Source organism: Citrobacter sp. U14242 (assembly GCF_046555775.1).
Taxonomy (GTDB): Bacteria; Pseudomonadota; Gammaproteobacteria; order Enterobacterales; family Enterobacteriaceae; genus Citrobacter.
The window spans coordinates 149631-162733 of sequence record NZ_JBKGLW010000007.1; the positions used below are offsets into that span (position 1 = coordinate 149631).

General features: G+C 52.1%; 12 protein-coding genes. 6 read left to right on the plus strand and 6 right to left on the minus strand.

Annotation, left to right across the window (positions count from 1 at the left end; all coding sequences use genetic code 11):
* Positions 1-21 precede the first annotated feature (21 nt).
* The 5 genes from ACLJXE_RS13375 to folA all read left to right on the plus strand — a co-directional run bounded on the left by ACLJXE_RS13375 (position 22) and on the right by folA (position 4854).
* Entirely contained in the window at positions 22-1365 is a 1344-nt protein-coding gene (locus ACLJXE_RS13375) for an MFS transporter (RefSeq protein WP_286630721.1), read from the plus strand.
* A 90-nt stretch (positions 1366-1455) separates the two neighbouring features.
* On the plus strand, positions 1456-1689 hold the full coding sequence (locus ACLJXE_RS13380; RefSeq protein ID WP_271440470.1) for a YgdI/YgdR family lipoprotein: 234 nt from the start codon (positions 1456-1458) through the stop codon (positions 1687-1689).
* A 103-nt stretch (positions 1690-1792) separates the two neighbouring features.
* The gene (kefF, locus tag ACLJXE_RS13385) at positions 1793-2323 is read left to right on the plus strand and encodes a glutathione-regulated potassium-efflux system oxidoreductase KefF (RefSeq protein WP_410751124.1); all 531 of its coding nucleotides are present in this window, start codon (positions 1793-1795) and stop codon (positions 2321-2323) included.
* Complete coding sequence (kefC, locus tag ACLJXE_RS13390; RefSeq protein WP_286630722.1) at positions 2316-4178, plus strand: glutathione-regulated potassium-efflux system protein KefC; 1863 nt, start codon at positions 2316-2318, stop codon at positions 4176-4178. The genes kefF and kefC overlap by 8 nt, the downstream gene beginning before the upstream one ends.
* Before the next feature lie 196 nt (positions 4179-4374).
* A complete protein-coding gene (folA, locus tag ACLJXE_RS13395; RefSeq protein WP_003018873.1) occupies positions 4375-4854 on the plus strand; it encodes a type 3 dihydrofolate reductase in 480 nt (159 codons plus the stop codon).
* 66 nt (positions 4855-4920) lie between these two features.
* Here the strand turns inward: folA and apaH are convergent, their stop codons facing one another.
* From apaH to lptD, 6 genes are all read right to left on the minus strand, one after another.
* A complete protein-coding gene (gene apaH / locus ACLJXE_RS13400) occupies positions 4921-5769 on the minus strand; it encodes a bis(5'-nucleosyl)-tetraphosphatase (symmetrical) ApaH (protein WP_286630723.1) in 849 nt (282 codons plus the stop codon).
* Positions 5770-5779: 10 nt separating this feature from the next.
* Positions 5780-6157, minus strand: a complete 378-nt coding sequence (gene apaG, locus ACLJXE_RS13405; RefSeq protein ID WP_003018867.1) for a Co2+/Mg2+ efflux protein ApaG — start codon at positions 6155-6157, stop codon at positions 5780-5782.
* Positions 6158-6159: 2 nt separating this feature from the next.
* A complete protein-coding gene (gene rsmA, locus ACLJXE_RS13410) occupies positions 6160-6981 on the minus strand; it encodes a 16S rRNA (adenine(1518)-N(6)/adenine(1519)-N(6))-dimethyltransferase RsmA (RefSeq protein WP_048212723.1) in 822 nt (273 codons plus the stop codon).
* Positions 6974-7966, minus strand: coding sequence for a 4-hydroxythreonine-4-phosphate dehydrogenase PdxA (gene pdxA / locus ACLJXE_RS13415; protein ID WP_410751125.1), 993 nt, complete (start codon positions 7964-7966; stop codon positions 6974-6976). The genes rsmA and pdxA overlap by 8 nt, the downstream gene beginning before the upstream one ends.
* Positions 7966-9252, minus strand: coding sequence for a peptidylprolyl isomerase SurA (gene surA / locus ACLJXE_RS13420; protein WP_410751126.1), 1287 nt, complete (start codon positions 9250-9252; stop codon positions 7966-7968). The genes pdxA and surA overlap by 1 nt, the downstream gene beginning before the upstream one ends.
* Before the next feature lie 179 nt (positions 9253-9431).
* Positions 9432-11804, minus strand: coding sequence for an LPS assembly protein LptD (gene lptD / locus ACLJXE_RS13425; protein WP_410751127.1), 2373 nt, complete (start codon positions 11802-11804; stop codon positions 9432-9434).
* 450 nt (positions 11805-12254) lie between these two features.
* On the opposite strand from lptD, the gene djlA reads away from it, so the two are divergent.
* Positions 12255-13070, plus strand: coding sequence for a co-chaperone DjlA (gene djlA / locus ACLJXE_RS13430; RefSeq protein ID WP_202039525.1), 816 nt, complete (start codon positions 12255-12257; stop codon positions 13068-13070).
* The last annotated feature ends 33 nt before the right edge of the window (positions 13071-13103 follow it).

Genomic DNA, 13103 nt, shown 5'->3' on the forward strand with positions numbered 1-13103 from the left:
TAAATAAAGCAGGACATCACCATGCAGCAGCCCAGGAACTTTGATGACATCAAATTTACCTCTATTCACCGCCGGATAATGCTGTGGGGCAGCGGTGGACCATTCCTGGATGGGTATGTGCTGGTGATGATTGGTGTTGCGCTAGAGCAGCTCACGCCAGCGTTAAAACTGGATGCCGAGTGGATTGGTCTGCTGGGGGCCGGAACGCTGGCTGGGCTATTTGTTGGGACGTCGCTGTTTGGTTACATTTCCGATAAGGTCGGGCGGCGCAAAATGTTCATCATCGATATTATCGCCATTGGCGTGATATCGGCGGCGACGATGTTTGTGACCTCGCCCGTTGAGTTGTTAGTGATGCGCGTATTAATTGGGGTGGTCATTGGCGCCGATTACCCGATTGCGACTTCGATGATCACCGAGTTTTCCAATACCCGTCAACGCGCGTTTTCCATCGGTTTTATTGCCGCGATGTGGTACGTCGGTGCCACCTGCGCCGATCTGGTCGGCTACTGGCTGTATGATGTTGAGGGCGGATGGCGTTGGATGCTCGGCAGCGCCGTGATCCCCTGCATTTTGATCCTGATTGGCCGTTTTGATCTTCCTGAATCGCCGCGCTGGCTGTTGCGAAAAGGCCGGGTGAAAGAGTGTGAAGCGATGATGATCAAACTGTTCGGTGAACCGGTGGTGTTCGACGAAGAAGCGCCACAGGAAACCCGTTTTCTTCAGTTGTTTAATCGTCGTCACTTTCCATTTGTTTTGTTTGTCGCGGCCATCTGGACCTGCCAGGTGATCCCGATGTTTGCTATTTACACGTTTGGTCCGCAGATTGTTGGCTTGCTGGGCCTTGGTGTTGGGAAAAGCGCCGCGTTGGGTAATGTGGTGATCAGTCTGTGTTTCATGCTGGGCTGTATTCCACCGATGTTCTGGCTCAATAGCGCAGGTCGTCGGCCGTTGTTGATTGGTAGCTTTATTATGATGACGCTGGCGTTGGCCGCTTTGGGGCTGATCCCTGATATGGGGGTCTGGCTGGTGGTGCTGGCCTTCGCTGTGTATGCGTTTTTCTCTGGCGGTCCAGGGAACCTGCAATGGTTGTATCCTAATGAACTGTTCCCTACCGATATTCGTGCGTCTGCCGTTGGTGTGATTATGTCGTTGAGCCGCATCGGAACCATTGTTTCAACATGGGCACTGCCGATCTTCATCACTAAATATGGGATTAACTCCGTGATGTTAATGGGGGCAGGGATTTCGTTGATTGGCCTGCTGGTTTCTATTGCTTTCGCGCCAGAAACGCGAGGATTGACGCTGACACAAACCAGTCAAATGACGATTCGTAGAAAACCGATACCCAAAGCGAGTGTTTAAGAGTGTTCTGTATTTTCCCTGTGACTCAGTCAGTTAGCCTACAGTTAACGGGTATATCACTGAAAATGACTGAAAAGCAGGGAGAACACCATGCAAAAACATATTCTGATCACTTCCATTTTTACCGCCGCAGCACTGTTTACTGTTGCCGGTTGTTCCTCTAATCAGGCGGTGAAAACGACCGATGGCAAAACGATCGTCACCGATGGCAAACCGCAGGTGGATGAAGATACGGGCCTGGTCTCGTATAAAAACGCGGAAACGGGTAAGACGGAACAAATTAACCGCGATCAGGTTAAGAATATGAGCGAGCTGGACAACTAGTTCAGTTTTCTACATTCATCTACTCAATAATATTGACTTTTAGCCTGCGGATTAACTGACTAAACTCACTGTTATTACAATAATGCAGTGAAGCAGGCTAATCATGATTCTCATCATTTATGCACATCCCTATCCGCAGCATTCGCATGCGAATAAGCGGATGCTTGAGCAGGTAAGGACACTGGAGGGGGTAGAGGTTCGTTCGCTCTACGAACTCTATCCCGATTTCAATATCGATATCGCTGCAGAACAGGACGCGCTGTCACGTGCGAGCCTGGTTATCTGGCAACATCCCATGCAATGGTACAGCACACCTCCGTTACTCAAACTGTGGATGGATAAGGTCCTCTCCCACGGCTGGGCGTATGGTCACGGCGGTACCGCGCTGCATGGCAAACACCTGATGTGGGCCGTAACCACTGGCGGCGGTGAAAACCACTTTGATATCGGTTCCCACCCCGGGTTTGACGTGCTTTCCCAGCCTTTACAGGCCACGGCGTTATATTGCGGACTCAAATGGCTGCCACCGTTTGCCATGCACTGTACGTTCATCTGCGATGATGAAACGCTACAGGCGCAGGCGCGCCACTATAAACAACGTCTGATGGAATGGCAGGAGGAGCACCATGGATAGTCATACGCTGATACAGGCGCTGATTTATCTCGGTTCGGCAGCGCTGATTGTACCCATCGCCGTGCGGCTTGGCTTAGGGTCGGTGCTGGGCTATCTCATCGCCGGGTGCATTATCGGTCCGTGGGGCTTGAGGTTGGTGACGGACGCCGAATCTATCCTGCATTTTGCGGAAATCGGTGTGGTGCTGATGCTGTTTGTTATTGGTCTGGAGCTGGATCCACAGCGTCTGTGGAAGCTACGGGCCTCGGTGTTTGGCGGCGGTGCATTGCAGATGGTGGTCTGTGGTGGGCTGATTGGCCTGTTCTGTATGTTCCTCGGGCTGCGCTGGCAGGTGGCGGAGCTGATCGGTATGACGCTGGCGCTCTCATCCACCGCGATTGCTATGCAGGCAATGAATGAACGTAACCTGATGGTGTCGCAAATGGGGCGTAGCGCGTTTGCCGTGCTGCTGTTCCAGGATATCGCGGCCATTCCGCTGGTGGCGATGATCCCATTGCTGGCAGCGAGCGGAGCATCGACAACACTGGGGGCATTTGCGCTGTCGGCGCTTAAAGTGGCGGGGGCGCTGACGTTGGTGGTGCTGTTAGGCCGTTATGTCACGCGTCCGGCATTGCGTTTTGTCGCCCGCTCGGGCCTGCGAGAAGTGTTTAGCGCCGTCGCGCTGTTCCTCGTTTTCGGCTTTGGTTTGCTGCTGGAAGAGGTCGGGTTGTCAATGGCAATGGGCGCGTTTCTGGCGGGCGTTCTGTTGGCGAGCTCTGAGTATCGTCATGCGTTGGAAAGCGATATTGAGCCGTTTAAAGGCCTGCTGTTAGGGCTATTTTTCATCGGCGTGGGTATGTCTATCGATTTCGGTACGCTGATTGATAACCCATTGCGTATTATCGTTCTGTTGGTCGGTTTCCTGGTCATTAAAACGGTGATGCTGTGGCTTATTGCCCGGCCATTACAGGTGCCGGGTAAGCAGCGTCGCTGGTTTGCCGTATTATTAGGGCAGGGCAGTGAATTTGCTTTCGTGGTATTTGGCGCGGCACAAATGGCAAATGTGCTCGATCCCGAATGGGCGAAAGCACTGACGCTGGCGGTGGCATTGTCGATGGCGGCTACACCGATTTTACTGGTTGTCCTGACGCGTCTGGAAAAATCGGCTACCGGTGAAGAACGTGAAGCGGATGAAATTGATGAAGAACAACCGCGGGTAATCATCGCTGGGTTTGGACGTTTCGGCCAGATAACCGGTCGTCTGCTGCTGTCGAGTGGCGTCAAGATGGTGGTCCTTGATCACGATCCGGATCATGTTGAGACGTTGCGCAAATTTGGTATGAAGGTTTTCTATGGCGATGCGACTCGTATGGATCTGCTGGAGTCTGCGGGAGCAGCCAAAGCGGAAGTGATCATTAATGCAATCGACGATCCCCAAACCAGCCTGCAACTGACTGAGATGGTGAAAGATCACTTCCCGCATCTGCACATTATTGCCCGTGCGCGCGATGTGGATCACTACATCCGCCTGCGTCAGGCCGGGGTGGAAATGCCGGAACGTGAAACCTTCGAAGGAGCATTAAAGACCGGACGACTGGCGTTGGAAAGTCTCGGGCTTGGACGCTATGAAGCACGTGAGCGAGCTGACGTCTTCCGGCGCTTCAATATATTGATGGTTGAGGAGATGGTGAAAGGCGAAGATGACGCGATTTCCCGCGCGGCTGTTTATAAGCGTACCAGCGCAATGCTGAGTGAAATTATTGCCGAAGATCGTCAACATTTATCGTTAATTCAACGCCATGGCTGGCAAGGCACGGATGAAGGTAAACATACGGGCGACACCGCCGATGAGCCGGAAGTGAAACCGTTAGCGTAGGGAAAAATGTGATGTTCTGCAAACTTTACTGCTAATTGGCTGTTTTTGAACTACTGTAATGCTGGGAGTCCACTCAGAATTCACGGACTCGCCAGCAGAACAGAAAATTTTCCTGCACATCTTCCTTTGGCTAGTCGACGAAAGATTGCGCTTTCCGTATAGTGGCGACAATTTTTTTGTATCCGGGAAATAATCAATGATCAGTCTGATTGCGGCGTTAGCGGTAGATCGCGTCATCGGTATGGAGAACGCCATGCCGTGGAACCTACCTGCCGATCTCGCCTGGTTTAAACGTAATACCTTAAACAAACCGGTTGTCATGGGACGCCATACCTGGGAATCCATCGGGCGACCGCTGCCTGGGCGTAAAAATATCGTCATCAGCAGCAAACCCGGCACCGACGATCGCGTGCAGTGGGTGAAGTCTGTTGATGAGGCGATTGCAGCCTGCGGCGATGAACCGGAAATTATGGTGATTGGCGGTGGGCGCGTGTATGAGCAGTTCCTGCCGAAAGCGCAGAAACTGTATCTGACGCATATTGATGCGGAAGTGGAAGGGGATACGCATTTCCCGGACTACGAGCCTGATGACTGGGAATCCGTGTTCAGCGAATTCCACGATGCCGACGCACAAAACTCCCACAGCTACTGCTTCGAGATTCTGGAGCGTCGTTAATTTGGATGCCTGATGGCACATTCGTAGGCCGGATAAGGTGCGAGCACCGCATCCGGCAGACGACTATCAGGCGTTTACCGCCTCGCCGGGATCCAGATTCAAATGGCGATTTGATGCCTGCACGAAGTACTGTTTGTCTTCCCAGCGCAGACAGGTGAGATCTCCCCCCCAACAGCAGCCCGTATCCAGTGCGTATATACCTTCCGGTGTGCCTTTTCCCTCCAGCGATGCCCAGTGTCCGAATGCAATGCTATAGGCTTCACTGACGGGACCGGGTATAGCAAACCACGGCTTTAGCGGGGCTGGGGCATCTTCTGGTGACTCTTTGCTGTACATATCCAACTGGCCGTTGGGGAAGCAGTAACGCATGCGGGTAAAGGCGTTAGTAATAAAGCGCAAACGGGCCAGTCCCGTCAGCTCCGGCGTCCAGTTGTTCGGCATGTCGCCGTACATTGCATCAAGGAAAAACGGATAAGAGTCACTCGATAGCACGGCTTCCACGTCCCGTGCACAGTCTTTCGCGGTCTGCAAATCCCATTGAGGGGTAATGCCAGCATGCGCCATGACCAGTTTTTTCTCTTCGTCTACCTGCAGCAGCGGCTGACGGCGAAGCCAGTTAATTAATTCGTCAGCATCCGGCGCTTCGAGCAGCGATGTGACTCTGTCTTTTGGTTTATTACGACTGATTCCGGCAAACACGGCCAGCAGGTGTAAATCGTGATTACCCAATACCAGGCGCACGCTGTCGCCCAGCGATTTCACATAGCGCAGGACGTCCAGCGATCCTGGCCCACGTGCGACCAAATCGCCGGTGAGCCATAAGGTGTCTTTTCCAGGGGTAAAATCTACTTGATGCAGCAATGCGGTCAGTTCATCGTAGCAACCATGAACGTCGCCAATCAGGTATGTTGCCATAGATATTGTTTTAATGAATGAGTGTTGGAACGGCAAGTCGGAATACGGGAATATCGATAGTAAAGGCGATGCCCTGCTCATCGATCATTTCGTAATGACCCTGCATGGTGCCCAGCGGTGTTTCAATAACGGCACCGCTGGTGTACTGGTACTCTTCGCCAGGTTCGATGTGAGGCTGAACGCCAACTACACCTTCCCCCTGAACTTCGGTTTCGCGCCCATGACCATTGGTTATCAACCAATAACGCCCCAACAGCTGCACTGGCGCTCGCCCCAAATTGCGGATAGTCACGGTATAAGCAAAAACGTAACGTTCATCATCAGGTGAGGATTGCGCCTCAATGTAGACGCTTTGTACCTGAATACACACTCGGGGCGAATTGATCATGCTTAACTCTCCTTCGAAGGCGCGTTTTCTGACAGATAGTTAGCCATCCGGCAGTACTGCGCGACAGAGATATTTTCCGCTCGCATTGCCGGGTCAATGCCCAACTCTGTCAGGACTTCAACGCTGAACAGATTTCCGAGGCTATTACGTACCGTTTTACGGCGCTGATTAAACGCTTCGGTGGTAATGCGGCTCAGGACGCGAACATCTTTAACCGGGTACGGCATCGTCGCGTGAGGGACCAGGCGTACAACGGCGGAATCCACTTTCGGTGCTGGTGTGAAAGCCGACGGTGGAACTTCGAGCACCGGGATCACATTGCAGTAATATTGCGCCATGACGCTTAATCGACCATACGCTTTACTGTTTGGCCCTGCAACCAGACGATTGACCACCTCTTTTTGCAGCATGAAATGCATGTCGGCAATGGCATCAGTATAGGTAAAAAGATGGAACATCAGCGGTGTGGAGATGTTGTACGGCAGGTTGCCAAATACGCGCAGCGGCTGACCCATCGTTTGTGATAGCTCACCGAAGTTCATGGTCATGGCATCTTGTTGATAAATAGTCAGCTTTGGCCCTAAAAACGGGTGTGTTTGCAGACGCGCAGCCAGATCGCGGTCCAGTTCGATGACCGTGAGCTTGTCCAGACGTTCGCCTACTGGCTCGGTCAATGCAGCAAGGCCCGGGCCGATTTCGACCATTGCCTGACCCTTTTGCGGGTTGATAGCAGAGACAATACTTTCGATCACAAACTGATCGTTGAGGAAGTTTTGCCCGAAACGTTTACGGGCTAAATGGCCCTGATGGACTCGATTATTCATTGGTATTAACAATCATTTTGATGGCGAGGTTAAGCGCCGTAATAAAACTGCCGACATCTGCTTGCCCACGACCCGCCAGTTCAAGTGCGGTGCCGTGATCAACGGATGTGCGAATAAAGGGCAGGCCCAGCGTGATATTCACTCCGCGACCAAATCCCTGGTATTTTAGCACGGGGAGGCCCTGATCGTGGTACATTGCCAGCACGGCATCCGCGCTGTCGAGATATTTGGGCTGAAACAGGGTATCTGCAGGCAGTGGACCGTTTAATTTCATCCCCTGCGCACGCATTTCATCCAGTACCGGGATGATGGTGTCTATTTCTTCCGTCCCCATATGACCACCTTCTCCCGCATGCGGGTTCAGGCCGCAAACCAGAATATGCGGATCGTTCAGGCCAAATTTAGTACGTAAATCATGATGCAGAATGCCGATCACTTCTCGCAATAATGCCGGGGTAATGGCGTCAGCAACGGCTTTAAGCGGCAGATGTGTGGTCGCCAGAGCAACGCGCAGTTCTTCCGTCGCCAGCATCATCACGACTTTCTTCGCTTGTGAGCGGTCTTCAAAAAACTCAGTATGTCCGGTAAACGGCACGCCAGCGTCATTGATCACGCCTTTGTGAACGGGGCCGGTTATCAGCGCTGCAAACTCGCCCTGTAGACAACCGTCGCAGGCACGGGCCAGCGTGTCGACCACATATTGCCCATTCTCTACCGCCAGTTGACCCGCGACGACAGGTGCACGCAGCGCAACCGGCAATAGCGTCAGCGTACCGGCTGATTGTGGTTTGACGGGGATATCCGGAGAGTAGGGTAGGAGCGAGAGCGGTAGACCGAGCATGGCTGCCCGGTCACGGAGTAGCGTGGCATCAGCACAAACCACGAGTTCTACCGGCCACTCGCGCTGTGCAAGCTGGACCACAAGATCCGGACCAATCCCGGCAGGTTCGCCGGGAGTGATCACAACACGTTGAGTTCGAGTCATTAGTTGCTCAGAATTTTAACGTACGCACTGGCGCGCTGTTCCTGCATCCAGGTCGCTGCTTCTTCCGAGAATTTACGGTTCATCAGCATGCGATAAGCCCTGTCTTTCTGTGCCGCGTCAGTTTTATCAACATTACGCGTATCCAGCAGCTCGATCAGATGCCAGCCGAAGGAAGAGTGTACCGGAGCGCTCATCTGACCTTTGTTCAGACGGGTCAGTGCATCGCGGAAAGCAGGATCGAAAATATCAGCTGCCGCCCAACCCAGGTCACCGCCCTGGTTTGCTGAGCCCGGATCCTGAGAGAACTCTTTTGCCGCTGCTGCAAAGGTCGTTTTACCGCTCTTAATATCAGCCGCAATTTGTTCCAGTTTCAGGCGAGCCTGTTGATCGGTCATGATCGGCGACGGTTTCAGCAGAATATGGCGGGCATGAACTTCAGTCACGGAGACATTCTGGCTCTGGCCACGCATATCGTTGACTTTCAGAATATGGAAGCCGACACCTGAACGAATCGGGCCAATAATATCGCCTTTTTTCGCGGTGCTTAACGCCTGAGCAAAGATACCGGGCAGTTCCTGAATACGTCCCCAGCCCATCTGACCACCTTTCAGCGCCTGCTGGTCAGCAGAATAGGTGATAGCCAGCTTGCCAAAATCGCTACCGCTACGCGCTTCGTCAACCACAGAACGTGCCTGGCTTTCCGCCTGGTTAACCTGATCTGACGTTGGGTTTTCCGGTAATGGAATCAAAATGTGGCTCAGGTTCAGCTCAGTGCTGGCATCATTTTGGTTGCCAACTTGCTGCGCCAGGGCATCCACTTCCTGTGGCAGGATCGTGACGCGACGGCGGACTTCATTGTTACGCACTTCAGAGATAGTCATCTCTTTACGGATCTGGTTGCGATAGGTCGAATAACTCAGACCATCCTGAGCCAGACGGCTGCGCATTTGATCCAGCGTCATATTGTTCTGCTTGGCAATGTTGGCAATGGCCTGGTCTAACTGCTCATCAGAGATTTTTACGCCCATCTTCTGACCCATCTGCAGAACGATTTGATCCATGATCAAACGTTCCAGGATCTGATGACGCAGCGTGGCATCGTCCGGTAATTGCTGACCTGCCTGACCCGCATTAAGTTTTACTGACTGCATTAAGCCATCGACGTCGCTTTCCAGAACGACGCCGTTATTGACGACGGCTGCGACTTTATCGACTACCTGTGGGGCAGCGAAACTGGTATTCGCGACCATGGCGATACCGAGAAGCAGCGTTTTCCAGTTCTTCATACTTTTTCCATTATCAATTAACCGCAATGCGGATTACGTAGTATACCCTTCGTCTTTCAAGCCGCATTTTTGTTGGCTGCCTTTACTCACCCCAGTCACTTACTTATGTAAGCTCCTGGGGATTCTCTCAGTTGCCGCCTCAATGCAGCTCGAAATCCATTGGGTATCAATAAATCAGATCATAAAGAGCTTTGATACGGCAAAATGTTCGAACGCAGCATCTGGTTGGTGCCAAGGCCATAGTTAGAGCTCAGGCCGCGCAGTTCGATATTAAAGCCGATCGAGTTGTCATAAATCGCATGTTGCTGGGCACTATCCCAACCATTCAGCTTACGCTCGTAGCCGACGCGAATGGCATAACAGCAGGAGTTGTACTGCAAGCCCAGCATGGAATCCGCCACTTTGTTGGCATTGGTATCGAAGTAGTAAGCTCCGACGATTGACCAACGATCGGCGATCGGCACGCTCGCCACTGCACCCACCTGAGAAATCCCGTCTTTATACTGAGGGGCATTCCAATAGTTATTGTCATCTTTCTTCGGTAAAGTAGCTTGGATATATTCCGGGCTGGCATAGCGGTAGTTCAACTGCAGCATACTGTTTTCGTCGCGACGGTATTCGATGCTGCTGCTGCTGGTGGCAACGCTGTCCAGACGCGTGTCGTACTGGATCCCACTGCGTAAACCCCAACGATCGGAGATGCGCCAGTAGGTATCGCCAGCCCATACCAGTGAACCGGTTTTGTCGTCATTCTCCCATTTAATGTTGCCATCGCCAGTGCGAGACTCGGTGAAATAGTAGATTTGACCCACAGAAATATTAAAACGTTCAACGGCCGCGTCATCATAAACGCGAGATGTGACACCTGTCGTAACCTGGTTAGCGGAAGCAATACGGTCCAGACCGCCATAGGTGCGGTCACGGAACAGGCCGCTATAGTCAGCTTGCAGCAGGGAAGAGTCATAGTTATAGATATGACTTTGGTTGCGATATGGCACATACAAATACTGCGCACGCGGCTCCAGCGTCTGGGTATAGCCAGGCGCCAGCATTTCCATGTCACGTTCGAATACCAACTTACCGTCGACTTTGAACTGCGGCATGACGCGGTTAGCGGAGTCGTCGAGCTTATTTACGTTACCCGGATTGTTGTTGTACCAGTCCAGATTGGTCTGCTGGTAGTGTGTCGCCATCAGCTTCGCTTCAGTGTTGATACTTCCCCACTGATTGGATAGCGGTAAATTGATGGTCGGCTCAAGATGAACACGCGTTGCTTCCGGCATGTCGTCATTGGTATTGACGAAATGCACCGCCTGTCCATAAATACGGGTATCAAATGGACCAACGTCATTCTGATAGAAGTTGACGTCTAACTGCGGTTCTGCGGAATAGCTACTGCTGTTCTGATCGTCAAAAACCTGAAACTGTTTGGTTGAAACCGTCGCATCAAAGTTTTGCACCGCATAGCCGACACTGAATTTCTGTGTCGCATAACCGTCGGTACTGGAACCGTACTTATTGTCAAAATCATTAAAGTAGCTGGAGTCGCTGACTTTGGTGTAGTCGACGTTGAAACGCCATACCTGGTCCATCACACCGGCGTGTTGCCAGTAAAACAGCCAGCGGCGTGAATTATCATCATTCGGATGTTCGTCGTCGTAGACCCGGTCGGAATTCAGATAATCGAATTCCATCAGACCCATACCCGCCTGGGTCAGGTAACGGAATTCGTTCTCCCACATAATACCGCCACGGCGATGCATATAATGCGGCGTAATGGTGGCGTCCATGTTGGGCGCGATATTCCAGTAATACGGCAGGTAGAACTCAAAATAGTTCTTGGTGGAGTATTTTGCGTTCGGGATCAAGAAACCGGAGCGGCGTTTATCGCCGACAGGGAGTTGTAAATAGGGGCTGTAAAACACAGGAACCGGGCCCAGCTTAAAACGGGCGTTCCAGATTTCAGCGACCTGTTCTTCACGGTCATGGATCACTTCGCTACCGACGACGCTCCAGGTATTGGAACCCGGAAGACAGGAGGTAAAACTGCCGTTTTCCAGAATGGTGTAGCGATTCTCACCGCGCTGTTTCATCAGGTCCGCTTTCCCGCGTCCCTGACGTCCCACCATCTGGTAGTCACCTTCCCAGACGTTGGTGTCTTTCGTATTCAGGTTTGCCCAACCCTTTGGTCCCTTCAGAATGACCTGGTTGTCATCATAATGGACGTTGCCCAGCGCATCGACGGTACGAACTGGAGCGGGTTGACCTTCGGCCTGCTTTTGATGAAGCTGCACTTCATCGGCTTGTAGGCGGCTGTTACCCTGCGCAATATCCACGTTGCCGGTAAACACGGCGTCATCAGGGTAGTTCCCTTTCGCGTGATCGGCATTGATGGTGACAGGTAACTCATTGGTATCGCCCTGCACCAGAGGACGGTTGTAGCTTGGCACGCCCAACATGCACTGTGAGGCGAGATCGGCTGCCAGGCCCTGTTGACTATAAAGGGCGCTGGCAATCATGGTGGCCAGAAGAGTGGGAATACGTTTTTTCATACGTTGTATTTATTGTTCCATCATCAGTAGCGTCGCGCGTGACAAACGGTCACAGCCTAACTTATCTCATCTTCACTTCGCTAGTATTAATCCTGCCCATTTTATACCCGTCACCTTTCAAGCTGCATATTCGTTGTCTTTATCGTTTTCCCCAGTTACCTGCACTGTAAAGCGCCAGGGGATGTCGTGAGGGACTTCTTTATCCCTCATCGGAGGCAGCCTGCGGTAGTTCAAATTCGTTCCAGACGAGTTTGTCACTGCGTTGCTGCCTTGTCGTAACTCGAAATCCAACGGGTATAGCGTTTGTGGTGTTAGGCACGGCATTGAATGACAGGTATGATAATGCAAATTATAGGCTATGTCCCACAATTGACCGCAGCCGTAAAACGGTAAAAGCACCTTATATTGTGGGACATAGCCTGGCCAGGAGCATAAAGATTTGGGGAATGTATGCAGTATTGGGGAAAGATTATTGGTGTGGCCGTGGCCTTAATGATGGGCGGCGGCTTCTGGGGTGTGGTGTTAGGCCTGTTAGTTGGCCATATGTTCGACAAAGCTCGCATGCGCAAAATGGCGTGGTTCGCCAACCAACGAGAGCGTCAGGCGCTGTTTTTTGCCACCACTTTTGAGGTGATGGGGCATCTGACTAAATCCAAGGGACGTGTTACTGAGGCGGATATTCATATCGCCAGCCAGTTGATGGACCGCATGAATTTGCACGGTGATTCGCGTACTGCGGCGCAGCATGCTTTCCGCGTTGGAAAATCAGACAATTACCCATTACGTGAAAAGATGCGTCAGTTTCGTAGCGTCTGTTTTGGTCGATTCGATCTGATCCGCATGTTTCTGGAGATTCAAATTCAGGCCGCGTTTGCCGATGGTTCTCTGCACCCTAACGAGCGTGAAGTGCTGTACGTCATCGCTGAAGAACTGGGGATTTCGCGTACCCAGTTTGATCAGTTCCTGCGCATGATGCAGGGTGGCGCTCAGTTTGGCGGCGGGTATCAACAGCAATCTGCGGGCGGTGGCTGGCAGCAGGCGCAACGCGGTCCCACGCTGGAAGATGCCTGTAACGTGTTGGGGGTAAAAGCAACAGATGATGCAACCACCATTAAGCGCGCATATCGTAAGTTGATGAGCGAGCACCATCCGGACAAACTGGTTGCGAAAGGCCTGCCGCCAGAAATGATGGAAATGGCGAAGCAGAAAGCGCAGGAAATTCAAAAGGCTTACGAGTTAATTAAAGAACAGAAAGGCTTTAAGTAGGTTCCGGGCTATTTTACTTGCTATTTTGAACCT

Bases quoted from the DNA above. Each gene is read 5' to 3' on its own strand.
- ACLJXE_RS13375 (WP_286630721.1), top strand. From the start codon at position 22: ATGCAGCAGCCCAGGAACTTTGATGACATCAAATTTACCTCTATTCAC.
- ACLJXE_RS13380 (WP_271440470.1), top strand. From the start codon at position 1,456: ATGCAAAAACATATTCTGATCACTTCCATTTTTACCGCCGCAGCACTG.
- kefF (WP_410751124.1), top strand. From the start codon at position 1,793: ATGATTCTCATCATTTATGCACATCCCTATCCGCAGCATTCGCATGCG.
- kefC (WP_286630722.1), top strand. From the start codon at position 2,316: ATGGATAGTCATACGCTGATACAGGCGCTGATTTATCTCGGTTCGGCA.
- folA (WP_003018873.1), top strand. From the start codon at position 4,375: ATGATCAGTCTGATTGCGGCGTTAGCGGTAGATCGCGTCATCGGTATG.
- apaH (WP_286630723.1), bottom strand. From the start codon at position 5,769: ATGGCAACATACCTGATTGGCGACGTTCATGGTTGCTACGATGAACTG.
- apaG (WP_003018867.1), bottom strand. From the start codon at position 6,157: ATGATCAATTCGCCCCGAGTGTGTATTCAGGTACAAAGCGTCTACATT.
- rsmA (WP_048212723.1), bottom strand. From the start codon at position 6,981: ATGAATAATCGAGTCCATCAGGGCCATTTAGCCCGTAAACGTTTCGGG.
- pdxA (WP_410751125.1), bottom strand. From the start codon at position 7,966: ATGACTCGAACTCAACGTGTTGTGATCACTCCCGGCGAACCTGCCGGG.
- surA (WP_410751126.1), bottom strand. From the start codon at position 9,252: ATGAAGAACTGGAAAACGCTGCTTCTCGGTATCGCCATGGTCGCGAAT.
- lptD (WP_410751127.1), bottom strand. From the start codon at position 11,804: ATGAAAAAACGTATTCCCACTCTTCTGGCCACCATGATTGCCAGCGCC.
- djlA (WP_202039525.1), top strand. From the start codon at position 12,255: ATGCAGTATTGGGGAAAGATTATTGGTGTGGCCGTGGCCTTAATGATG.